This window comes from Nocardiopsis endophytica, from assembly GCF_027706725.1.
Classification (GTDB): domain Bacteria; phylum Actinomycetota; class Actinomycetes; order Streptosporangiales; family Streptosporangiaceae; genus Nocardiopsis_A; species Nocardiopsis_A endophytica.
In genome coordinates, this window is the sequence record NZ_JAQFWQ010000023.1 from 11,394 (window position 1) to 35,206 (window position 23,813).

16 protein-coding genes and 1 pseudogene are annotated in these 23,813 nt (G+C 70.4%); 10 read left to right on the forward strand and 7 right to left on the reverse strand.

Going from position 1 to position 23,813, the window contains the following annotated elements; translation table 11 throughout:
* Positions 1–26 precede the first annotated feature (26 nt).
* Positions 27–1,586, reverse strand: a pseudogene (locus tag O4J56_RS10330) (OFA family MFS transporter); the annotation flags it as partial.
* Between the two features lie 432 nt (positions 1,587–2,018).
* Here O4J56_RS10330 and O4J56_RS10335 point away from each other — a divergent pair.
* The 5 genes from O4J56_RS10335 (at position 2,019) to O4J56_RS10355 (ending at position 7,852) form a co-directional block, all read left to right on the forward strand.
* On the forward strand, positions 2,019–3,191 hold the full coding sequence (locus O4J56_RS10335) for an NAD(P)-binding protein (RefSeq protein WP_270685489.1): 1,173 nt from the start codon (positions 2,019–2,021) through the stop codon (positions 3,189–3,191).
* A gap of 117 nt (positions 3,192–3,308) precedes the next feature.
* A complete protein-coding gene (locus tag O4J56_RS10340; RefSeq protein WP_270685490.1) occupies positions 3,309–3,899 on the forward strand; it encodes a mycothiol-dependent nitroreductase Rv2466c family protein in 591 nt (196 codons plus the stop codon).
* A 206-nt stretch (positions 3,900–4,105) separates the two neighbouring features.
* On the forward strand, positions 4,106–5,500 hold the full coding sequence (locus O4J56_RS10345) for an Nramp family divalent metal transporter (RefSeq protein WP_270685491.1): 1,395 nt from the start codon (positions 4,106–4,108) through the stop codon (positions 5,498–5,500).
* A 178-nt stretch (positions 5,501–5,678) separates the two neighbouring features.
* Positions 5,679–6,497, forward strand: a complete 819-nt coding sequence (locus O4J56_RS10350) for a LolA-like protein (protein ID WP_270685492.1) — start codon at positions 5,679–5,681, stop codon at positions 6,495–6,497.
* Between the two features lie 227 nt (positions 6,498–6,724).
* Positions 6,725–7,852, forward strand: a complete 1,128-nt coding sequence (locus O4J56_RS10355; RefSeq protein WP_270685493.1) for a protein kinase domain-containing protein — start codon at positions 6,725–6,727, stop codon at positions 7,850–7,852.
* A gap of 62 nt (positions 7,853–7,914) precedes the next feature.
* Here the strand turns inward: O4J56_RS10355 and O4J56_RS10360 are convergent, their stop codons facing one another.
* Positions 7,915–8,730, reverse strand: a complete 816-nt coding sequence (locus O4J56_RS10360) for a pentapeptide repeat-containing protein (protein WP_270685495.1) — start codon at positions 8,728–8,730, stop codon at positions 7,915–7,917.
* 153 nt (positions 8,731–8,883) lie between these two features.
* Positions 8,884–9,093, reverse strand: coding sequence for a hypothetical protein (locus O4J56_RS10365; RefSeq protein WP_270681278.1), 210 nt, complete (start codon positions 9,091–9,093; stop codon positions 8,884–8,886).
* Between the two features lie 531 nt (positions 9,094–9,624).
* Between O4J56_RS10365 and O4J56_RS10370 the strand changes: the two genes are divergently transcribed.
* Together O4J56_RS10370 and O4J56_RS10375 are read left to right on the forward strand one after the other, a co-directional pair.
* Positions 9,625–10,299: a hypothetical protein gene (locus O4J56_RS10370; RefSeq protein ID WP_270685496.1), complete on the forward strand. Its 675-nt coding sequence runs from the start codon at positions 9,625–9,627 to the stop codon at positions 10,297–10,299.
* 148 nt (positions 10,300–10,447) lie between these two features.
* Positions 10,448–11,128 carry a hypothetical protein gene (locus tag O4J56_RS10375; RefSeq protein WP_270685497.1) on the forward strand — a complete coding sequence of 227 codons (681 nt, stop codon included), beginning with the start codon at positions 10,448–10,450 and terminating at the stop codon, positions 11,126–11,128.
* A 77-nt stretch (positions 11,129–11,205) separates the two neighbouring features.
* On the opposite strand, the gene O4J56_RS10380 is transcribed toward O4J56_RS10375, so the two are convergent.
* A complete protein-coding gene (locus O4J56_RS10380; RefSeq protein WP_270685498.1) occupies positions 11,206–12,573 on the reverse strand; it encodes a C15 family peptidase in 1,368 nt (455 codons plus the stop codon).
* A 167-nt stretch (positions 12,574–12,740) separates the two neighbouring features.
* On the opposite strand from O4J56_RS10380, the gene O4J56_RS10385 reads away from it, so the two are divergent.
* Positions 12,741–13,604, forward strand: a complete 864-nt coding sequence (locus O4J56_RS10385) for an urea carboxylase-associated family protein (protein ID WP_270685500.1) — start codon at positions 12,741–12,743, stop codon at positions 13,602–13,604.
* On the opposite strand, the gene O4J56_RS10390 is transcribed toward O4J56_RS10385, so the two are convergent.
* Positions 13,601–14,158 carry a DoxX family protein gene (locus O4J56_RS10390; RefSeq protein ID WP_270685502.1) on the reverse strand — a complete coding sequence of 186 codons (558 nt, stop codon included), beginning with the start codon at positions 14,156–14,158 and terminating at the stop codon, positions 13,601–13,603. The two genes, O4J56_RS10385 and O4J56_RS10390, sit on opposite strands and share 4 nt — an antisense overlap.
* 383 nt (positions 14,159–14,541) lie before the next feature.
* On the opposite strand from O4J56_RS10390, the gene O4J56_RS10395 reads away from it, so the two are divergent.
* Together O4J56_RS10395 and O4J56_RS10400 are read left to right on the forward strand one after the other, a co-directional pair.
* The gene (locus O4J56_RS10395; protein ID WP_270685504.1) at positions 14,542–20,964 is read left to right on the forward strand and encodes a HEAT repeat domain-containing protein; all 6,423 of its coding nucleotides are present in this window, start codon (positions 14,542–14,544) and stop codon (positions 20,962–20,964) included.
* Positions 20,961–21,854, forward strand: coding sequence for a DUF4231 domain-containing protein (locus O4J56_RS10400; protein ID WP_270685506.1), 894 nt, complete (start codon positions 20,961–20,963; stop codon positions 21,852–21,854). Before O4J56_RS10395 ends, O4J56_RS10400 begins: the two co-directional genes overlap by 4 nt.
* Positions 21,855–22,188: 334 nt before the next feature.
* Here O4J56_RS10400 and O4J56_RS10405 read toward each other — a convergent pair whose 3' ends face one another.
* Positions 22,189–22,428 (reverse strand): DUF7683 domain-containing protein, encoded by a 240-nt coding sequence (locus O4J56_RS10405; protein WP_270685508.1) that lies wholly within the window; start codon positions 22,426–22,428, stop codon positions 22,189–22,191.
* A 47-nt stretch (positions 22,429–22,475) separates the two neighbouring features.
* On the reverse strand, positions 22,476–23,660 hold the full coding sequence (locus tag O4J56_RS10410; protein ID WP_270685510.1) for a colicin E3/pyocin S6 family cytotoxin: 1,185 nt from the start codon (positions 23,658–23,660) through the stop codon (positions 22,476–22,478).
* Positions 23,661–23,813 lie beyond the last annotated feature (153 nt).

Consider the following 23,813-nt stretch of genomic DNA (forward strand, 5'->3'; position numbering starts at 1 on the left):
GGCTCCTCACCGCGTGGGCTCGTCGACCCCGTGAACAGCTGCACGGCCGTGGAGAGGACGCGGAAGAGCGCGTAGAGCAGCAGTACCGACACGATCGCCCATGACACCACCAGCCATGTGCCGCGTGCGCGTACCGCGCCGCCGCCGGTCGGCTGCGAGTCCTCCTCCGCGCGGTCCACGGTGTCCTCGCCCCGGTCTTCGGCGCCGCCGCCGGAGGAGGCGGAGGCGCGCGCGGGCTCGTGGAACCTCTTGGAGACCGGGCGGATGAACAGGTTGGCCACGAACCCGACGACCAGCAGTCCCACCATCGTCAGAAGCGGCGCCTGGTACGCGCTCTGCGTCAGCGTCCCCGGCTCGCCCTCGGCGTCGAGGAAGGCGTTCACGATGAGCGGCCCCGCCACCCCGGCGGCCGACCACGCCGTCAGCAGCCGCCCGTGGATCGCCCCCACCTGGTAGGTGCCGAACAGGTCGCGCAGGTAGGCGGGAACGGTGGCGAACCCGCCGCCGTAGAAGGAGAGGATCAGGCAGGCGGTGGCCACGAACAGCACCATCGATGTGCCGCCCACGGTGGCCATCAGCGCGTACAGCACCGCCCCGGCGCCCAGGTAGACCATGTACGTGGGCTTGCGCCCGATGATGTCGGAGGTGGACGACCACACGAAGCGGCCGGCCATGTTGAACAGGGACAGCATCCCCACGAAGCCCCCGGCCGCGACGGCCGTGACGGCGGCCCCGCCCCCGTCGCGGAAGAAGTCCTGGATCAGCGGGCTGGCGTGCTCCAGGATGCCGATGCCGGCGGTGACGTTGGTGAACAGCACCGTCCACAGCAGCCAGAACTGGGGCGTGCGCAGGGCGTTGGCCGCCGAGACGCTCGCGCTGGTCACCATCGGCGCCTTGGCCGTGCGCGCCGGGTCGAACCCCTCGGGCACCCAGCCCTCCGGAGGGACGCGGATGAGCAGCACGCCCATCATCATCAGCACGAAGTAGCCCAGCCCGAGCACGGTGAACATGCCCACCAGCGCCCCGCCGGAGGCGACCGAACCGGCCGAGGCGGGATCGTAGGCGGGGTCGAAGAGGGCCAGGAGCCGGCCGGAGACGGGCGTGGCGACCAGCGCGCCGCCGCCGAAGCCCATGATCGCCATGCCGGTGGCCAGCCCCGGGCGGTCGGGGAACCACTTGATCAGCGTGGACACGGGGGAGATGTAGCCCAGGCCGAGCCCGATGCCGCCGATCACGCCGTAGCCGAGGTAGACCAGCCAGAGCTGCCCGGCGGCGACGCCCAGGGCGCTGACGAGGAAGCCGGATCCCCAGCACACGGCGGAGACGAACATCGTGGTGCGCGGGCCGACGCGCTCGACCCAGGGGCCGAACACGGCGGCGGACAGGCCGAGCATCACGATCGCGACCGAGAAGATCAGTCCGATCCCGGTCTGCGAGGTGTCGAAATGGGCGATGAGCGAGTTCTTGTAGACGCTGGTGGCGTAGGCCTGTCCGATGGAGAGGTGGACGGCGAGGGCGGCGGGCGGGACGAGCCACCGGCTGTACCCCCGGGAGGCGACCGAGCGCTCGCGGTCGAGGACGCGCAACGCGGACAAGGGAGGACCTTCTTCCCGGTGCTGGGATATCGCATACCGTAGACGTCGGAATCATGGCACGTCGGCACCGGTACCGGGAAGATCATAGAGCCCCCTCCTCCAAAGCGGGAAAGGGCATCCCGACTGCCCTGCCGGGGCGCCGCAACCGGCCCTGAGGGTCGAGGACGGCCAGGAGCGCGGCTGACCCGCCGTCGGACCCGCAGAGGGGACACGCCCACTGAAGCGGATGATGATCTCGACAGAAGTGCTGTCGAATCGGCGATATTGACAGCACTTCTGTCGAGATCATCGCGGGGGCCGCCGCCCGTGTCCGCCGTTCCTGTCACGGATCGGTCCGCCGCCTTGTCCTCCTTGTGAGGACCGCTCATCCGGGTGCAACGCACCGGAGCATGTGCGGTCGGACGCCGTTGGCAAGGAGTGGACATGCCTGCAGAGATCACCATCATCGGCGGCGGCCTCGCGGGGCTCGTCGCCGCCAACGCGGCGGCCGAGAAGGGGGCGGCGGTGCGGCTGTACGAGGCGCACACCGACCTCGGCGGCCGTGCGCGCGCCATCGAGGGCCCCTACCTGGCCCACGAGGGCGGCCACGTCTTCTACGCCGACGGCCCCCACTGGACCTGGCTCACCCGGCGCCGCCTGGTGCAGCCGCTCGCCTGGCCGCCGCTCAGGAAGGCGGCGGGGGCCAGGTGGCTCCACCAGGGGCGCCTGCGTCACACGCCGCCGCCGTCCGTCCTGCGGATGGCCGCCCGTCCGTGGCTGAAGGCCCCCGTGGACGAAGACTTCCGCTCGTGGGCGACGCGCCTGTACGGGCCCGACACCGCCCGGGACGCGGCGAACGCCATTGCCGTGGCCACCTACGACGCCGATACCGGGCGCCTCTCCGCCGCCTTCGTCTGGGGACTGATCACCCGCGTGTACGGCCTCCGCGTGCCCGCCGTCCGGTGGACGGCGGGCGGGTGGCAGGCCGTGGTCGACCGGCTCGCCGCCCGCGCGCGCTCGCTCGGCGTGGAGATCGAGACGGGGGCGCGCGTCACCGAGGTCCCTCTGGACCGCGGCCCGGCCATCGTCGCCACGGAGCTCTCCTCGGCCCGGAGGCTGCTGGACGACGACTCCCTGGAGTGGGAGAGCGGCCACTGCATGCTCATGGACCTCGCGGTGAAGGAGAGGCGGGACGACCCGTTCCTCTGCTTCGACGTGGACGGCGGGGGGTTCTTCGAGAGCTATGCCCAGCAGGACCCCGGTGCGGCTCCCGCAGGGGAGGACCTCTACCAGCTCCAGGTGCCCATGCACAGCAGTGAGTCGTCCGAACAGGGCCGGGAGCGCGCCCGGGCCCTGGCCGATTCGGGCATCCGCGACTGGAGGGACCGGGTGACCTGGCAGCGGACGGCCCAAGCGCGCGGGAGGAGCGGCGCGCTGGACCTTCCGGGCCGGACGTGGCGCGACCGTCCGGCCATCGACCGCGGTGACGGCGTCCTCCTGGCGGGGGACATGGTGGCGGCGCCGGGCATGCGCGGGGAGATCTCCATCAACAGCGCGCTCCGTGCGGCGTCCCTGGCCCTCCGGCAGACCGCGCGGACGAAGGCGGCCCAGGGCTGACACCGCTCCGCCCGCGCCCGTCCCCTGCCAGGGGCCCGTCCCGGGCTTCCCCCTCCCGCGCGCGGGGAAGCCCGGCGTTCTCCCTTCCCGGGCCGTGCACTGTGCCAGGATGGGGCGATGGACCGTGTCTGGACCGTTGACTTCTGGTTCGACCCCTCGTGCCCCCTCACGCGCAACACCGCACGCTGGCTCCTGGAGGCCTCGAGCCGCCGCCCCATCACCATCACATGGCGCGTCATGAGCCTGTCCGTGCTCAACGAAGGGCGCGACGACGACCCGGAGGGCGACCCCGACGGCTACCTGTGGATCCCGGCGCGCATCTGCGCCGCCGTCCAGCACGAGCACGGGCACGACGCCCTCGGCCGGTTCTACCGCGCCCTGTGGTCGGCCGCCGAGAACGGCGACGGCGACTGGATCGGCGACTTCACCGAGGCCCTGACCGCGGCCGGGCTGCCCCCGGAGCTGGCCGCCGTGGGCGGGGGCACCGAGTACGACGGCGTGCTGCGCGCCTCCCACGAGGAGGGCACCTCCCTCGTCGGCGAGGGCACCGGCACCCCCGTCACCGCCGTCACCGCGCCCGACGGCGGCCGGACGGCCTTCTTCGGGCCCGTCGTCCACCAGGTCCCGACCGGCCCGTCGGCCGCCGACCTGTGGGACGGGGCGCTGCTCATCGCCGGGGTGCCGGGGTTCAAAGAGCTCAAGACCTGAGGCGCCGGCCGGGGGTGCGCCGGGGCCGGGTCCGGCCCCGGACCCGGGCGACGGGGCAGGAAGTGGGCGGTCCTCCCCGCGTCCGTGCTGGTCGGAGGTTGACATCCGGGGCGGAACCCGCCTACTACTCGTGCGAGAAGCGGGGCCGACCGGAACCCCGACCACCGGATACGCCCCGCACCCCCTGGAGAAAGGCACGGCACCCGATGTCCCCCGTGAGTGAGCCGCTGCAGCCCTCGGACGAACAGGAACGGAGGGCCCTGGACGAAGAGGCCGCCTCCCCGCCCGACCTCAGGGGGGTGCGCGCCCTCCGCTACATCGGGCCCGGACTCCTGATCGCCATGGCCGGGATCGGCACGAGCCACCTGGTCACCGCCCCCGTCGCGGGCGCCAACTTCGAGTACGCGCTGCTGTGGGTGCTGCCGGTGGCGTTCCTGTTCAAGTGGCAGGGCTTCGAGCTGGCGGTGCGCTACACCGCCGCCACCGGCGAGTCGATCGTCTCCGCCTACGCGCGGGTGCCCGGCCCCCGCAAATGGGCGGTGTGGGCCCTGGGCATCGCGACCCTGGTCATCGGCTGCACCGCCGTGGGGGCGATCGTCGCCGCCGCGGCCGCCGTGCTGTGGGCCTGGCTCGGCGCCGGGCCGCTGCTGCTGTACGGGATCGGCCTGTCGCTGCTGACCGTCGGCCTGCTGCTGTCCGGGCGCTACCGCGCCCTGGAGGCGGTCAACAAGGTGCTCGCCATCGTGCTGGTGGCCGGCACCGTGGTCGCCTTCGTGTTCGCCGGGGTGCGGGCCGACTCCCTGATGTACATGGTGCTGCCGGTGATCCCCGCCGGGTCGGCGCTGGTGATCGCCGGGCTGATGGGGTGGATGCCCACCGACCTGACGGTCGGCGTGTGGGGCTCGCTGTGGATGAAGGACAAGCGCAAGGGCATGGTCCGGATCCGCGAGGTGCTGGGCGCCGAGGCGGTCGAGAACACCCCCGAGCGCTACCGCGCCTACGCCGACGGCTGGTTCCGCGCGGCCCTGTACGACTTCCGCATCGGGCACATCGTCTCCTGGATCATCGCCACGATGTACCTGCTCCTGGGCGCGGCGATCCTGTTCTCCCTCGAGGACAAGCCCCAGGGCGCCGCCACGGTGCTGGCGATCTCGGGCATCTTCACCGACACGGTCGGCCCGTGGATGTTCCCCGTGTTCCTGCTGGGCGCGTTCGCCGCCCTGTTCTCCACCGTGTTCATCATCTACGACGGCTTCCCCAGGGCCCTGGCCGCCTCCGCGACCACCGTCTTCCCGCCGCGCGCCGACCGCCCCTGGTGGACCGAGCGCAACGCCGGGCTGGGCATGATCGTCCTGATGCTGGTGAGCATGGTCGTCGCGCTGACCGTGCTGCCCGACCCGGCCTGGCTGGTCCCGGCCGCCGGCGCGGTGTCGTTCGCGATCAGCCCGGTGCTGTTCGCCATCAACCTGTACGTGGCGCTGAAGTTCATCCCCGAGCGGTACCGGCCCGGGCGCTTCGGGATCGTGTGGAGCTGGATCAGCGTCGTGGTGCTGACCCTGCTGACCCTCTGGGTGATCCCGCAGACGCTCGGCCTGTTCTAGCGCCACCGCCCGTCCACGCGGCCGTCTTCGCCCCGACACCGGAAAGGGGCGGAGACTTTCTCGCCTTCGGGAGGAACCCGGACCCCGGTGCCCGCGTCAGATGGGCATCGGACCGGAGACAACAGGCGCCCCTTCCACCCCGCCTGTCATCCCCCTTCGCATGAGGAGTAGCCCAGAAATGCACAAGAAGATCAGCGCGGCCCTCGCCGGCACGGGCATCGTTCTCGCGACCAGCGGCTGTGGCCTGCTGTTCGGCGGTGGCGGCGGCGGGGGCGCCGCGGGCGGCCCGCTGTCCGACCTCAACCCGGTGGACCTGGTCGCCGAAGCGGTCAACAACACCGAGGCGGTCGACAGCTACACCGCCACCATGGAGATGAGCGGGTCGATGTCCGGCGTCTCCCTCGACATGACCTCCGACATCGAGTACACGGCCACCCCCGAGCCGACCGTCAAGATGGAGTCCACCACCCAGGGCACCACCTCGACCATCCTCATGCGCGGCAGCGAGATGGTCATGCAGTCGGACATGCCCGGCGCCCCTCCCGGCGGCCCCGAGTGGCTGCGCATGGACCTGGGCCAGATGGGCGAGCAGGGCGGCGGCGCGGGGGCCCAGGACCCGCTGGCCGAGGTCGAGAAGCTGCTCGCCGCCCAGGACGTCCAGGAGGAGGGCTCGGCCGACGTCAACGGCGTCGAGACCACCCGCTACTCCGGCACCTACAGCACCGAGGAGGCGCTGCAGGAGCTCGACCCCGAGGCCCAGGAGGCGGCCCGGCAGGTCTACGACCAGTCCGGCGTGAGCGAGGTGTCCTTCGAGGTGTTCGTCGACGGCGACGGCATGCCGCGGCGGGTCACCACCGACGCCGGCGGCACCGTCACCAGCAGCATCGACTTCACCAGCTTCAACGAGCCGGTGACCGTCGAGTGGCCCAGCGAGGACCAGATCGGCGACTTCGACTCGATGATGGACGACATGATGGGCGACGTCCCCTCGTACTGACCCCTCCGTACATCCCCGGCGCCCTCGGGCCGCCGGACCGCGTCCTCCCGGGCGGTGCGCCACCGGCGCACCGCCCTTCCGCGTCCGCGGGGCGCTCCCGGCGCCGCCCCACCCGCCCCGTGCTCCCCAAAGGGCTCCGGAATGACGCCGATTCCGGATGAATCGGTTGTCCGGCGCTGTGGGGGCATGCTGGGGTGGAAGGGCGCAGGGCATGCGTACCGGAGGGGGTGAGGGCGACGGCGGAGGAGACGACGCGCCGGATCGGGCCCTACGGCATCGAGCGCTACCTGGGGAGGGACGGCTTCGCCGGACGCCACCTCGGCCGCGACCGCTACGGTGTCCCGGCGGTGGTGGCGGTGCCGCGCGTGTCCGGAGGCGGAGGCCCGCGCGTGCGGCGGGAGCTGGCGCGCGACATCGAGGCGGCGCGCATCGCCACGCGCTACGGCCCGGCGCGGGTGCTCGACGCCGACCTCGACGCTGACGTCCCGTGGATCGCCACCGAGTACATCGAGGGCCCCACGCTCCTGGAGGCGGTGCGAAGACACGGCCCCCTCAGAGGGGAGGAGCTGCACAAGCTCGCACTGGGCACATCGGCGGCGCTCAGCGTCCTGCACTGGTTCGGCCTCGTGCACGGGGACCTGACGCCCTCCAACATCGTCCTGGCCTCGGACGCCCCGAAGGTGACCGGCGCCGGGTTCGCGCGGGCGTTCGCGGCGGCCCGGCCGGACCTGGCGGCGCGCGCGGCCACCCCCGCCTACACGGCCCCCGAGCACCCGGCCGGGGCCGAGCCCCGGCCGGAGGAGGACGTCTACGCCTGGGCCGCGGTGATGCTCTTCGCCGCCACCGGCGAGGAGCCGCACGACCGCTCGAAGCTCCCCGAGGACCCGTCCGCCCCGCCGCCCGCGGGGGCGGTCCTGGAGAAGCTGCGCGAGCTGGTCCCCCGGTGCCTGTCCGGCGCCCCGGAGCGCCGCCTGTCCGCGGAGCGGCTCATGGTGTCGGTCGTGGCCGCCTGCAACCGGGGACGCGTCTGGCGGCCCGAGGCGCGCCGCTCCTCCGCGACCGTCCCCGGGCCGCGTACCGAGGCGCGCCGCCCCCTCACCCCGTTCCGGTTCGACGGCTGTGCGCACGGGTCGCCCTACGCGCTGGCCGGGGCCATGCACGCCGCCCCGAAGCGCGCGGCGGACCTCTTCGCCGACACTCAGGAGCGCGGCCGGCTGCTGTCGTGGCTCTCGGCGGAGGTGCAGGACACCTCGCTCGACCGGGGCGCCCTGGCGGCACGCTTCCACCGTCCGGCCGACGCCGCGGCGATGTTCGTCGCCCACTTCCGGCCGGACCTGGCGGCCGGGCTCTCCTGACGCCGCGGTGCTCCCGCCGGGGAGCGCGGTGCACCCGCCGATAGGAGCCGCCGCCGAACTACCTACCAGTGCCCGGGGCGGTCCAGGGCGTCGGGGATGGCGGTCGAGGCGTCGCCCTTGGCGGCGTTCACCTGGGGCTGGGTCAGGAACAGGGCGCCGGACAGGTCGGCGCCCCGGAGGTCGGTGTCGCGCAGGTCGGCGCCGAGGAGGTCGGCGGTGCGCAGGTCCGCGCCGCGCAGGTCGGCGGCGATGAGGTAGGCGCCGCGCAGGCAGGCCGCGCGCAGGTCCGCCTTGCGGAGGCGGGCGCCCATGAGGTCGGCGCCCGCGCGGTCCTTTCCGGGGCCGGGGGCGCCCTTGCGGACGAGTTCGCTCGTGCGCCTGAGGAGGGGAGCGGCCTCACCGCGCAGCGCGTCGGTGTCGAGCGCCTTCAGCTCCTCAGGGGTGCCCAGGGACAGGCGCTCGGTCCTGTCGTAGGCCTCGCCCAGCTCCGCGTGCAGGGGTCCGGCCTCGGGGCGCTCCAGCGCCTCGGTGAGGTACCACAGCAGCTCGTGCAGGCGCCGCATCACACCGAACGAGGCGAACATGTCCTGGGCGGTGCCGGGAGCCGCGCGCCAGTCGGTCCCTGAGAAGGTCCGCTGTGACACCTTCTGCCCGGCGCCGAAGCATTCGAAGACCGTGCAGCCGGTGTACCCGCGCTCGCGCAGGTCGGCGTGGACCCCGCAGCGGAAGTCGCCGGCGAGGTTGCGGCAGGGGCTCGCCTCCGGCTTGTCGTAGGGGAACCCCGCCGAGGCCGAGAAGGGCAGGGCAACGCAGCAGAGGCCGAAGCAGTTCGCGCAGTCCGAGGCCAGCTCGGAGCGGCGCGCGTCGCGAGTGTGCACCGGAAGGCGGTCTCCTGAACGGTGGGCGGCCCGACGCCGCGCTGTGACCGGCCCATTCTGCCAGTCGCCGGGACCGTCCGCTCCGTCGTCGGCCGGGGGCGGGGCGAGGCGGCCGGGGCGGGCCGGGAGTGGAGCGGGGCGGAGCGGGGCCCGTCAGTCGCGCTCGAACCGCACGAGTTCGCCGTTGCGCAGGAGCGCGACGAGCTGGGCGCCGGCGAGGCGGTCGCGGGGCAGGCCGGTGTCGGCGCTGATCCGGGAGACGGGCACGCGCTCGGTCTCCCCGGGCCCCATGTAGGGGGTCGACAGGTGCGCCTCTTCCCCGAAGAGGAGAAGGATGCGCACGGGCATGCGTTCGGTGTCCACCGGGCTCCCTCCGGATGAATCAGGACCTCGCACAGGCGCCGCAGACGGCCCACGGGGTCACTGTAATCCCCGGAACCGGAGGACGGAGCACGGATCGTCGGATCCGGCGTCGAAGGGGACGGGAACGACACGGGTGGGCCCGTGGAGACACGGAAAGGCCCGGGCGGGTGTGTGAACCCGCCCGGGCCTTCCGAGTGTGCAGGCCTGGTACGGCGGTCGCCTCACGGCGCGGGGCACAACGCGGCTCCGAAGACCGCCGGGGCACCCGTGGGCGCCCGACGCGGTATTCCGCGAAGGCTATGAATGGAGCCCGGGGGACACTTGCTACCGCACCGGCCTGCGCGGGGTACAACGGCCGCACCCCGGGAGTTGTTCCAGGGGCACCCGAACATTCCGGGAGACGCGGGTCACACCTGCCGCCCAGGGGGCGTGGCCCTGGCCGGGGGCGGCCATCTGGGCAGAACGGGAACCGGCCTGAGGGGGGTGAGGTCCTATCCGGGCGGATGCAGCGGAGTGAATGAAGGGAGGGACGTGGACACGTTCACCTTCCTCGTGCTCGCGTCGCTCGCCCTGGCGGCGGTGACGATCCCGAACAAGGTGGCCGACTGGCACCGGGAGAAGGCCAGGGCGCTCAGGGAGTGGGCCGAGCGCAACGGGTGGAGGTATGAGGAGAAGCGGTCGGACCTCGTCGACTGCTTCACGGGCACCCCCTTCAGGAAGAGAGGGGGCAATGTCGGGCACGTACTGGCCGGCTCCCATCGCGGGTTCCAGGTGCTGCAGTACCAGTACAGCTCCACCGTCTTCACCGGCGGCACGCCGACGACCAGGACCTTCCGCATCACGGTCGTGCCGACGCCCGTGACGATGCCCATTGTGGAAGCCGAGGACGGCCGGGTCTGGCGCGCGATCCGGCACATCCTCGGGACCCACACCGTCGGTTTCGATGATGGGGAGTTCGACGCGATCTACGGGGTGGTCGCCTCCGACGAGGGCTTCGCGCGCGCGGTCCTCACGCCGGACATCCGCGCGTGGCTGGCAGGACTGCCCCCAGAGGGCCGCTTCCCGTTCCGCTTCACCGGTGACCACGTGATCTGCTGGAAGAGCGCGCTGATGGGATACGAACTCGACCTTCAGCCCGTCAACTTCCTCGCGGACCTCTGCGAGCAGCTGCCGTCCGAGGTCTGGGAGCGCCCCTGGCGCGACTGAGGCGCCGGTCCGCCCTCCCATCGCCGTCGCCGCTGCGCCGCCCCCGCGCGCTGGAGGCCGGGACCGGCCATCCGAACCGACCAGGAACCCGCGGCGAGGCCGTGGAGTCCTATCGGGCGGCAATGGCGGACGAAACGCTGGAGGGGCCGTGGACGGGGCCGTCGGCATCGTGATCATGCTGGTCGGTGTGGTGGTGGTCATCGCCCTCATCACGAGCGCCTCCGCGCGCGAGAAGAAGACCAAGGCGCTCACGGGGTGGGCCGAGCGCAACGGGTGGCGGTACCAGGTGGAGCGGCCGGAACTCGTCGGCCACTTCGAGGGGACCCCTTTCACAGGGAGGGGCAATGCCGAGCACGCGCTGACCGGCTCCCACCGCGGGCGCAAGGTGCTGCAGTACGAGTACTCCTACACCACGTCGAGCTACAACGGGCAGACCACCACGACGCAGAGGCACGTCTACACGATCACGGCCGTGGAGACACCCGCCCCGACGCCCGTCCTGGAGGTGAAGGGCAGGCATTTCGGCCACGCGATCCTGGACCTCCTCGGCATCCACGACTTCCGTCTCGACGACGAGGCGTTCGACGGTACGTTCCGCGTGGCCACCGGAGACGACGACTTCGCGCGCGCGGTCCTCACGGAGGACGTGCGCTCATGGCTGGTCGGGCATTCCGGCGGGCGCAACCCGTTCCGGTTCACGGGCGACCACGTGATCTGCTGGGAGAGCATCCCGATGGGGCAGGAACCCGACCTGCAGCCCGCCGACTTCCTCGCCGACCTCCTCGACCGGGTCCCCGGCGAGGCCTGGGACCGGTCCCGCCGCGCTTGAGGGCGGGGGCGCCGGAACGGCATCCCGGCGCCCCCGCCCTGCCCCCGTCGTACGGACTCGGTCCCGCTCGGTCCCGCTCAGTCCCGCACGGACGCTTCCACGATGAGCGTGGTCTGCTCGGTGATGGAGTCGCGCATCTCCTCGAAGGACGGGTCGGTCACGGCGTCGCTGCCCTCGCCGAAGTGCAGGATCGGTGTGTGGATGTGGCCGGCCGGGATGTCGCGGCCGGTGGCGTCGCGCAGCAGGGTGTTGCGGTAGGCGATCTCGTTGGACAGGTAGCTGCCCCCGCCGCCCGCGCGCGCCTGCGAGCCCTCGGTCGGGCCGTCAGGGCGTGTGACCGGCTCCGTTCCACCGGCCGGGATCTCGGTGACCTCCGTGTTGTCCACGACGGGGAAGGGCGCGTCCGAGACGGCCTCGACGACCGCGGGACGGTCGATGGTCGAGTCCGACCACTGGGGCTGCGGCGTGACGGTGGGCGCGCCCTCGGGGATGGGGATCATGCCCTCGTCGCCCACGCGCTCGTTGTCGTCCGAGCCGCCCCGCCAGGCGCCGTTGTGCGCCTCCAGGTCGAAGCGGCCCTCGCGGCCCTGGCTGACGGTGAAGACCGCGTCGGCGGGGCGGTCGCCGGTGTAGTGGGGAGCCAGCGCCGACTCCACCATGCCGTCGGCGAAGTCGCGCCAGCGCACCGGGAACACGGCGGTCTGCACGACGGCGGGACCGGCCTCGGTCTCGATGACCGCGCCGTCCAGGGCCAGCGCGGCCGCGCCCGAGGGGTTGGAACGGCGCATGTCGCCGTCGAGGCGGAAGGGGTCGAAGCCGGTGACGACGACGCGCTTCATGTTCGGGTCGCCCGGGAAGTCCATGTCGTCCTGCCCGCGCGAGACGCGCTCCAGGTCCTCGATGAGGCGGGCGCGGTCGGCGTCGGCCAGGTCGAAGGAGGGCTCCCAGCGGCGCAGGGCCGAGGCCATGCCCAGGCGGGCCCAGTAGAGCGGGCGGTCGTCGCCGGCGCTGAGGCGGTCCTCCGAGCCGTCCCGGCCCGCGCCCTTGGACGTGCCCTGTGACGCCTCCGCGTACGGGCCGGTGCCCTGGACGCGCGCGACGGCGGCGCTCCAGAGGCGGTCGCCGTGCCGCCGGACGGCGTTCTCCGCGGCCTTCAGGTTCGGTGCCGAGCACAGGGCGCGGGTGAAGTCGGCGGCCATGCCGTCGAAGCCGGAGCGGCGCAGGATCTCCTGCGGCACGTCGCCGGAGAGCCGCTCCTCCTCGACCGTGGCGCCGTCGGCGGCGAGGCAGTCGCCGGGGGCGCCGGGGCCGGCCTGGGGGCCGGAGTCGGCCTGGGCGGCCGTCGGCGCGGCGATGAGCGGGGCGGCGAGCAGGGCGGCGGTCGCGGTCCGCAGCCCCGCCGGGCGGAGGGAGGGGAAGGGGGTTCGCACGGGGGATCGCTCCATACAAGTGATTTGTTCAACAATCCTCATGGAAACTAACACCCGTGTACGGGATCCGGCCAGACGTCCGGAACGGGAATCTTCGGGCAGGGGTGGCACCTGGTGCGCCCGGTGTCCGGGATGCGATCATGCGGCGCGGAACCCGTGCGACCGAGCGGAGGGGGAGACCCATGGGCCGACCGGAAGCCGCCTACCGGGCATCGGCGGGAGGCGCCCTCGACGTGGACCGGGCGTTCTACGACCGGGTCGCCGCCGCCGGGCGGGAGGAGGTCGGGGCCTTCGAGATCCCGATCCGCTCCGGTGTGGCCTGGGAGGTTCCGCGCGGGCACCTGTGCCGCCTCGTCACCGTGGAGGGGCCGCAGGTCGGGGACCTGAACCTGTGGAACCGGCACGACCCCCGGGAGCGGCTGTGGGCCTCGCGCACCCGCCAGCTCCAGCGCGCGCACGTGAGCACCTACGACCGCCTCTGGTCGACGCTGCCGTTCCTGCGCCCGATGGTCACCGTCACCTCCGACACGCTGGCCGGGTACGGCACCGACGCCGAAGGGGGCAGGGTGCATGACCTGCTCGGCACCCGGTGCGACCCGTACGTGAACCGGATGCTGACCGGGGAGGACTTCGACCACCACTGCCACTCGAACCTCGTGCGGGCCGTGCAGCCCTACGGGCTGACCGAGTTCGACGTGCACGACGTGCTGAACGTCTTCCAGTGCACGGGGCTCAACGACGAGGACCGGTACTTCATGAAGGCCAGCCCGGCGCGGCCGGGGGACCACTTCGAGTTCTTCGCCGAGATGGACCTGCTGTGCGCGCTGTCGACGTGCCCGGGCGGCGACCTGTCCGTGCCCCTGTGGGGGCCGGACGCGCGCGACCCGGTGGACGTGTGCCGCCCCATCCGGGTCGAGGTGTACCGCCCGGACGAGGAGGCGCTTCACGGCTGGAGCGCGCCGGCCAGGGCGCAGTACGCCGGGGCCCACGGCCTGAGGCCGCGGACGTGGGCGAATGTGGAGGCCGAGACGGCGGAGCGTGCCTAGCCGCCCTGGCCCTCCTGCCCCTCCTCCTCGGTCTCCTTGCCGTTCTCGGCCGCCAGGGCCTTGCGCTTGCGGGCGACGACGAGGGCGACCGCGGGCGGCACGGCGGCGATGGCGGCGGCGCGCATCCACGGCCGGTCGAGGACGTGCCCGGTGGCGTGGTCGACGGACACCCGGCCCGGACCGCCCGCGATGAGCGAGACGGCGGCCAGCCCCAGCAGGCCGGGGTACTCGAACCCGCCCTCGGTGTTGAAGAAGCCGTTGGGGGTGTGCATCTCGGCGGCGACGCTCATGGTCCCGGCGACGGCGGCGCCCCCGGCGGGCGTGCCGAAGCCGAGGACGAGCGCGGCACCGCCGAGGGTCTCGGAGAGCCCCGCCACCAGCGCGGTGGCGCCGCCGGGCCGGTATCCCATGGCGTGGAAGCCCTGGGCGGTGCCCTGGAGACCCCCGCCGCCGAACCAGCCGAACAGCTTCTGGGTCCCGTGCGCGAACAACGTGGCCCCGAGCCCGGCCCGGAGCGCACACACGGCGACGTCCCCGATATCGATACGTCCCACAGTGGATCCCCCCTGATCAGAACACCCGCGCCGTTCCCCCGCGGTGCGGTTTCCCCACGGTCACATACCCAGGTCACACCCGTCCGAAAGGCGGCGGCCTGCGATGATCCGCAGACGTTTGCGCAGGTTCATTCGGTTCGAATCGCTGAACACGTGTTCAGGTGTGCGAATGCGGGCGAAATACCGATGAATCGGCAATGTCCGGGTGTATTTCTGGGGATGCTGATTTTCGGATCTGCCCCTCCGGCTTCCCCGAGCCGCTCCCGCGCGGGATGATCGGTGGCGGATCGCGCGGGACGCCGCGTTCCGGCATGGGCCCGGACACCGAGGACGTGGGAGCCGGGCGGAGCGTCGGCACAGGCGCCACCTGAGAAGGAGACGTGATGCCCCACGAGTCCCCCAGCCCTCGTGAACAGGGTTCACCGCCGCGTGCCTACCTGTCCTCCACGTTCACCGATCTGAAGGAATGCCGGGAGGCGGCGGGACGGGCATTGCGGCGGTTGGACTTCCAGGTCGTGGAGATGGAGACGTACACGGCCGACTACAAGCCTCCGGCAGACAAGTGCCGAGCGGACGTCCGCTCCTGCGACGTGTACATCGGGGTGTTCGCATGGAGTTATGGGAGTTCGCCAGACGGAGAGGAACGCTCCTTCACGGAGCTCGAGTACCGCGAGGCCGTCGCTACCGGGGTGCCCCGGTTGATCTTCCTGCTCGACGAGGACGCCAACTGGCCCCGCAAGTTCGTCGACCGGGGCCAGAACCAGGAGCGTATCGAGCGGCTGCGGGCCGAGCTGTGTGAGCGGTACACGTGCGACTTCTTCGACGGTGCCGCACAGCTGGAGTCGCTCGTGACGGCCGCCGCGTCGAACTGGCTCCGGGAGGTCCGGCCGGAACAGACAGATCCGACCACCCTGGCCGTTCCCGAGTGGGAGTCCTACCGCAGGCGTCTGATCCAGGAGTACGGCCGACTCGACCTCGAGGCGCTGACTCCGCCGGAGCTGGAGGAACACCTCCAGATCAGACTGCGCAATGTGTTCGTTGAACCTGTGGTGCGCGAGTCGGTGTCCCGGCCTGAACTTCCCAAGGAGCTGTGGCGAAAGCTGGAGGAGAGTGCGGAACTTTCCCCGTCCGACTTTCCGTACCGGCGGGAGGCGCGGCGACTGTCGGAGGTCGGGCGGTCGCACCGAGATCAGATCCCCCAACCTGTCTTCAAAGTCGTCGCCGGACCCGGCGGGCGCCGCTGCGTGCTGCTCGGCGATCCGGGGTCCGGCAAGTCCACGCTTGCCCGCTACCTCGCTCTGTCTCTTGCCGAAGGTGACTTAGCCGGAGGGCTCGAAGGGTTGGAAGGCAGACAACCCCTTCTGATCGAACTGCGCGACTATTCCCTTCACCGAGCCCGGCATGGCACCTTCAGCGCCTACCTGGAGGAGCGGGCGGAGACCGACGGACTGGGAATCCCGGCCGAAGCGCTGCAGGCGTACCTGGATGATGGCCGGGTGCTGGCCGTGTTCGACGGGCTGGATGAACTGTTTGACCCCCAAGAACGGGAGGTGGTCGCCCGGCAGATCGCCGGATTCGCCGACGCCCATCCGCGGGCGCACGTCGTCGTGACGTCCCGGATCATCGGATATCAACCGCGGATCCTGGACGAGGCCGGATTCCGCCACTACACCATCGACGACCTTGATACCGAGCGTGTGGGCCGGTTCCTTGATGCCTGGTACGCACGTGCGCTGAGCGATCGTCCCCGTGTGGCGGCAGAGAGGCGCGAGCGCCTCACCAAGGCCATCGAGGAGACTCCGGCCATCCGCGATCTGGCCGGCAACCCGCTGCTGCTCACCATCCTCGCCATCATCGGCAAGCACCAGGAGCTGCCACGGGAGCGGTCTGAAGTCTACGACCACGCAGCAGGGGTCCTAGTGCACCACTGGGACGTCAACAAGCATCTCAGCGACGCTCGGATCAGCGCCGCCACGATCCGGGAGAAGGACAAGAAGGAGTTGCTACGGCGACTGGCCTACCGGATGCAGCAGGGTAGTGAAGGCGGGGCGGGCAACTACGTCTTGAGTGCCGACCTCGAAGAAGAGATTCAATCGTTCCTGCAGGAGAGGTTCGAGTACTCGCGCTGTGAGGCCGCCGCAATGGCCGAAGTGATGATCGCGCAGCTCCGGGTCCGCAACTTCGTCCTCGCTCGGTACGGGCCGGGAATCTTCGGGTTCGTGCACCGGGCACTCCTGGAGTACTTCTGCGCGGCGGAGATCGTTGCCCGGTTCGAGAAGGCACGGGAGTTGAGCGAGGAGGATCTCCGTACGATCTTCGCCGCGCACTGGGAAGACGCCTCGTGGGCTGAGGTGCTGCGGCTTGTCGCGGGCATGGTCCACCCTACCGTCGCCGACCGTCTGATCAGGTACCTGGTCACCAGTTGCTCCCCGCGTCGTACCCCTGTCCTGGAGCGACCAGCCGCCGGCGCGGTGGCCCTGGCGGTGCAGTGCCTAGCGGAAGTGCGGGCCGTGGGTCTGTGTAGGAAGGCCGGTGAGCAGGTACAGCGCTCCCTCATCGGGTTGCTGCAGCTGCCGTTCACCTATCTTGGCCTTTCCCACGGCGACGCGCTTTCCGAAAAGGTGCTTCCGGCGGTCAAGTCCATGGGGAGCGCGTGGCCGGGGCGCCAGGACCTCTGGAAGTGGTACCTGACTAAGGGGCGCCACATTCCGACGAGCCCCGGCGCCGACCACGCGGCCCGAATTGCTGCCGCCACCCATCCCGACCGGGCGGAGGTCCGGGACTTCCTCATCCGAGTCGCCGTTGAGAGTCACGTTCACCAGCAGCGGTCCGCATGCCTCTATGCGGTGGCTGAGACGTGGCCTCATGCGGAAGAGGGGAAGAAGCTCGCTCTGGACATGCTGCGGGACCCGGCCGCAGAGGTGCGCATGACAGCGGTGACAGTGCTCGCCGAGTACTTTGCCGACGGTGACGACGGCGAAGTCCGCGAAGCCGTGGCCCGGATGCGGACCGATGCTTGGATCATCGTCCAGAACGCCGCGCTGCGCGCACTTGCCACCAGGTGGACCGAACATCCGGACACCCGGCCCGCCCTCATATCGGCCCTCCAAGGGCTGAAGGCGTCGGCGCGGAACACTGCCCTCGACCTGGCATTAGCGCATTTCAGTGCTGATGAGGAGGTCAAGGCGGCAGCGTTCGCGCTCCTGCATGATCCCGGTTGGACCGTCCGTCGGCACGCGCTGCGCACGGTGGCCACCAACTGGGCCGATTCCGAAGACACCTTGGAGGCGACGCGCTTCAGTCTGCGCGATCCCGACGAGGACGTTCGAGCGGCCGCCATTCAGGTCCTCGCCTCACGGTGGACTGAACTCGAGGCCGCATACATTGCAGTGCGTGACGCGTTGCGCGATCACCACTCCAAGGTGCGCACCACAGCTGTCGAGACGCTCGTCAAGCACTGGCCGGAGCGTACCGAGACCCGGCGTGCGTTGGAGACTGCCGCCCACGACCCGGACGGCGATGTGCGCGTTGCCGCCATGTGCGCCAAGGCGGAAGCTGAAGGGCGGCACGCTGTGATCACCACGCTTCTCCACGAGTCCTCCCGATCCCCGGATCCCTCTTTGCGCGCAGCCGCCCTGCGGGCCCTGATGGAGTACGAGCCGTGGGCCGCTGAATCGCGACGAGCGGCACTGGCCGCTGCGAACGATTCGGACCCGTCAGTGCGGACCAGTGCTCTGCAGGCCTTGGTAGCGAAATGGCCGGAGCACGAGAGGAGCGCGAACGCCGCTCTGCGCGCGGTCCGTGATACCGACAGGAGGGTTCGGGCAATAGCGGTCGAGGCCGTGGTGACTCGATTCAGTGACGCCGAGGAGCTTCCGGAGGTCTTGCTCGCGGCCTCCCACGATGAGTTTCCGACAGTCCGCAGAGCGGCCGTAGAGGCGTGTTCCACTCAGTGGTCGGAGCTTCCGTTGAGCCACGAGATCCGCAGACGTGCCCTCCGTGACCCGTTTTCCATGGTGCGGCATCGTTCAGTGGAACTGTCCATGGCGAACGCGTACCTACCTGTGGCTGAGGACGTGTCGGGGCTTGCTCACGATGTATCCCTACCTGTTCGGGAGAGCATGGCAGTGGCATGTCTCTCCGCTGGTGCGCTGAGTTTGGGCGGACCGGCTGATGGAGCGGCTGAAACCTGCCACCGCACCCATCGGCTCTCCGCACTCACACGGAGCCTTCCAGATCCCCAGCAACGCCGGGAAGTAGTGGCCGCCGCACTGCGCTCCCCTTCACCGGACGTGAGGTGTGTGGCAGTGCAGGTCGCGGGGGCCGACGTTCTTGCCTTCCCAGACTCTGTACTGGTTCCGATCGCCGAGCAGGCGTCCCGAGACCCGGACGGGTGGGTGCGCATTAACGCCTTGTGGCTGCTGTTCACCCGAGCGCCGGGCAGCGTCGAATGCGCGCGATCAGTCCGCTGCGCCCTGACCGACCCGAACGAAAGAGTCCGGAGGGAGGCTCTGGAGGCGGCTCTGGCTGGTGGTCTTCCCGAGGAGGAGGCCCGTGAGGCGGCGTTCGAAGCTGCGCGCAACCCGTCGTTATTGATGCGCACTCGCGCCCTTGAAGCGCTCACCACCCGCTGGCGGGAGCATCCGGAAACACGTCCTTGGTTAATGGCGTCCCTCGCCCATCCTGAGGACCAGGTGCGGTGGGACACTCTGAGGGTGGTCTGCGGCGTCTGGCCGGACCACCCCGACACCGTGGAGGCCGTCCGTCGGCGCACAGTCGACCCTTCCATGTCGGTCCGGCACGAAGCGGTCGCGGCGCTTCCGACGGTACTGAGCGACTTCCCCGATGCTACAGCCTTGCTGGCGGCGGCATCGAAGGACCCGTTCAGGAGTGTAAGAGAGGTTGCGGGAAGCGGGCTCAGAAGCAGGGGTCAGGCACCGCCTCCCCCGATCACCCCTGAGGACGCCGCCGCAGCGACCCGCGAGATGGACGGGGCAACGTGCCTGCAGGCGTTGTGGACTCTCGGGGAGCGGTGGCCGGAGGAGCCCCACGCTCGTGCGGCGGCGGAACGCCTTCTACTGCATCGGGATAGTGAGGTGCGCCAGTGCGCACTTCACCTCCTGACTATGCGGCAGAACGACGAGTCGCGCACGATTTCCGTGTTGCGGTCGCTGTTCATGAGCGATTCACTTTACGCATCGACCGCCGCACCAGCACTGGTGGCCCGTTGGCCGAAGCATCCTGCGGCAATACAGGCCGCCATGTGGTCTGTACGGCGCTATGGGTATGCCGAACAACAGGACATCGCCGCCCTTTCCCGCTACCAGCCCGAGCGGGCAGAAGAGATCCGCCGGATACTCTGCGAGGTCGCCGAAGCACCGCCCGGTGACACCGCGATGCGGGAGATCCTGAAATCGCTTCTGATCTCGTGGCCAACCCATCCTGAGACCCGCCGCGTCCTTGAAGCGGCGGCTCAGCATCTCGATGCCGACGTGCGCCGACAGGCCCTTGAAGGGCTCATCTGTATCACCCGGGAAGACGAGGTCGTGCCCATCCTGCAGAAGGCACTCAACGATCCGAGTGCTGATATCCGCGAGATCGCCTGTGTGCAGCAAGGACTGCGTGATCTGGAGCGCGAAGTAGAGCTGGCATCACCCGAGGACGAAGCGTCCTCCCTCGACGCCATGGCCCGCATGGACGCGATTGCGCGGCTCGATCTCTGGCCGGTTGGGGCGGAGACCGACACCGCACTGCAAACCGCACTGGCCGACCCTCATCCCGCCGTGCGCAGCGCGGCCGTACGTCAGGTTCCCTCGTACCGGCCGCATCGTGCCGATGTATTCGCCACGCTGCGGGCCGCCGCCGGGGACCTGGATCCGAGCGTCCGGGCCGCCGTCGTCGATGCGGTGGCCGCTCACGCGCCGACCGACGACCGGACCAGAGAGGTATTGAAGGAAGCCGCTGTGGATCCGCATCGGGAGGTGCGCCGCATGGCGGTCCGGGCACTGGCCATCGGGTGGGTCGATGATCACGGTTCGCTGCAGGTTCTACGGGCGGCGGCCGAGGACCCGGACGAGGAGGTGAGGGACGAGGCCATCCTCGTCCTCGTCCGACAAGGTCTCCTCGACGAAGAAGGGCGCCGCAAGGTCCTGCTCGAACGTGAGAGTCCAGTTGACCGCTTCGACATGAACATCTGGATCCGTTCCCTGAACCTTGAGAAGAAGGACCTGACACTAGCCCTGCGCGAAGCCGTAGGGTGCGGACAGGGGCGATTCGCTCTAAATGCAGTGGTGGGTCTGGCGCAAATGTGGGGCGACCGCCCCGAAGTGGGGCCTGTCTTCCTCGGCGCAGTATCGGGAGGCGACGAGATCGCCCAACGGGTCGCTCTAAGCGCGCTCGCGGAGTTCCATCCGCACCTGCTGTCCATGGACCTTGTTGCTGACCGGGCACGCACGGCCCCCTCCCCATTGGTCCGGGAGTGGGCGGTGAACCACCTGCTGCTCCAGCCTGACCAGCCCGAACCGTACGACGCTGTCGTCGAGGCGTGCCGAGACGAGGCTCCGCGTGTGCGCGGAACCGCACTTAAGTACATGGTCGCCCGCTGGCCCCGCTCCGCACGGACGCGGGAGGCTGTGGTCGAGGCACTCGACGACCACTCGCTCCTGGTCTTGGACGTCGCGGTGGGAGCTGTCCATCCCCGGTGGCGCTCGGAGCCGGATCTGCGCAGAACTATGGAGCGGATTGCTGACCGGGACGATGCCCCGATCGAATTCGTGCAGTGGTGGGAGTGGGTCTCGATCGCATGACTGAGGTCGAGTCCTTGAGGGAAAGTGACCTGCCCGGTCTTTATCAAGCCGCCGCGTCGGCCTCCTCACGGGGCAGGCGGAGGTACGAGCTGGCCATCCGGCTCCGCCTGGGCCTCGTAGTCGCCGCAGCGGTGAGCGGCATGCTTGCTTCTCTCAAGGGCGAGATCGCCGCAATCACAGCGCTCGCGTTCTTCGGGGCGCTCCTCGTCGAGATCTATGTCCTGAACGACAGACCAGATCTTGCTTGGTATGAGGGTCGCGCGCTCGCGGAGACGGTGAAGTCGCTGACGTGGAGGTATGCAGTCGGCGCCGCGCCGTTCGCCGTCAGCTCCGGCCCCGACAAGGCGGTGGGGGGACGCTTTCGCGATCAGATCTCCAGGCTATTGAAGGAGTCTCCGCAAGCAGGAATCGCTCCGACCGAATCGCCTGTGATCGGTGATCGTGTGCAAAAGATTCGTGCCCGTCCCGTTGCGGATCGCCGTGCGATCTACCTTAGAGGCCGCGTGGTCGACCAGCAGAGGTGGTACGCGGGCCAGGCCCGCATCGGCGAGCGACGTGCAACCGCATGGCGGGTTGTGATGCTCTTGTTCGAGGTGGCCGGCTTCCTCGGCGCCGTCGGCTATGCCCTCGGCGCCGTAGCCCTGGATTTGTCCGGCACCATGGCGGCACTCGTCGGGGCTGGTGCCGCTTGGACGGCGACCAGGCGGCATGATTTATCAGCGCGAACCTATTCCTACGCCTCGAATGAGTTGAGCATTGTACGGGACCGCTTGGAGGACATCGACCTCTCGGACGAGGCATGTTGGGCAGATACGGCTGCGGAGGCCGAAAATGTGATCACCAGCGAGAACGCAGCATGGCGGGCTGCGCGATCTCCGGCGACGCAATGAACGCGGACGCCCTGTGGTTGTTCAGGCGTGCTCCTGCTTGAACGCCCTCCGGCTTCGCTCGCCGGGCGGGATTAGCGGAATCGCGCATAGGAGGCGCCGCTGTCTGGAGCGATCACTGGGAAGTAGAAGAAGATCCCGTGCCCTGTCGCTCTGCGCTCGGGGATGAACGCACGGGACCGGCGGCTTCTACTCATGGTCGTCGTTAGGCGAACGGGCAAGGCACCGCCCCCTGACAAGAACGCCCCCACCGGTCTCCCCCACCGTCCACCCGGCCGATCGTGAGGGGGCACGGGGCCGGGGCGCAGGACGAGGGGCGATATCGCCCATGGCCGACTCACTGCCCGCTGGACGCCTCCAGCGTGTAGTCGAGGTCGGGGCGGATCTCGAAGCCGGCCAGGCGGGCGGCCATCTTCAGTGGCTCGCCCTCCAGGTCGTAGACGAACAACAGGTCCTCGTCGCCCTCGGTGTCGAGGTACGGGGCCAGCGTGCGCGCCGAATCCTCGTCGATGGGCGTGCTCCACACCTGCCATTCCGTCTCGCGGTCGTAGCCGCAGATCTCACGTACCAGGTGCATTCCGGTTCCTTCGCAAGGCGCTGTGCTGCACGGGCTGAGCCGCACGGTCACGGTTCGACCGAGCGGGTCGAGTCGGGGGGCTTGGTCTGCTCACCGGTCGTGGCGTCGTACTCGCCCTGGTGCTTCCCGCGCTTGTTGTACTTCTCGACGGTGCCGTGCTGGTAGTCCCATTCGTAGATGTTCCCCTTGTCGTCCTTCCAGCGGGCGCGCTTCTTGCCGCCGCCCTGGACCGAGGTCTTCGCCTTGGCCTTCTTCGCGTTGGGGAACGCCGACAGGGACGAAGGGGCCGGGTGGAAGCTGCAGGCCGACGGCTTCTTGTCCTTCTTGCCGGCGGGGACGAAGAATCCCGCCTCGGCGACGGGAGCGGACCCCGACCGGGGGAGGGGAGCCGGAGAAGGGTCGATCGGAACGAGTCCGGTCGCCGGGGTGCCGTCGGCGGGCTGCTCCGCCGCGGGTTCGAGGACCAGGGTTCCGCCGACCACCGTGGCGGTGACCGGGTGGAGGCGGCCGCTGGTCGCGCCGTCCACGGCCGCGTCGGCCAGCTCCTCGCAGGCGCTGTACGCGTCGTCGTACTTGCGCTGAGCCTCGGCGACCTTGGCCTTGCGCGTGTTCTTGAGCTTCTTGGCCTTGCGCCAGCGGTTCCAGAGCTTGGTGATCTTGGGGATGTTCTTGACCAGCTTGGCGCCCTTGCCCCAGGGGGAGAAGCCGACGACCGTCCACAGGCAGGCCACGAGGTCGCCCTCGGTCAGGCAGGCCTTGGCATCGTTGTAGCCGATGATGTCGGCGACGACGTCGAGGAGCTCGTCCCAGGGGTCGTCGACGTCCGCCAGTTCCTGCTCGGCGTCGTCCAGTTCCTGTTCGGCGTCGTACAGCGCCTCCGCGAGCGCGGGGTCCCAGCCGTCCTCCTCGTCTGCGGAGCCCTCCTCGTCGCCTCCGGACTCCTCCTCGCCGTCAGAGCCTTCTTCGTCTCCGGAGCCCTCGTCGTCCGCCGAGCCGTCGTCCGCCGAGCCGTCGTCGCTCCCGTCGGCCGACCCCTCGCCGCCGGAGCCCGGTCCGCCGCCGAACTGTTCGCAGTCCTGGCGTTCGGGGTCGATGCGGCACAGGGCGGCGATGTAGAACTCCTGGGTGCGCGTGGGAAGCCCGAACGCGAACACGGCCACGACGATCGTGGCGACGAGCAGGATCAGTGCGCCGTACTCGACCTTGAAGCCGCCGTGGTCGGCTCTCCACACCCAACGCATGTTCTGTGATCCCCCGCGATTGCCGTCTCCGGATGCGCCCCTGTGCACGGGGCGCCGAAGCGGAACAGCAGCCTAGGGAGGGGGATGGGCCCGAGAACAGTGTCCCCAGGCCCAAAATGCGAGGTTGTGGGCCCAAATCGGTGC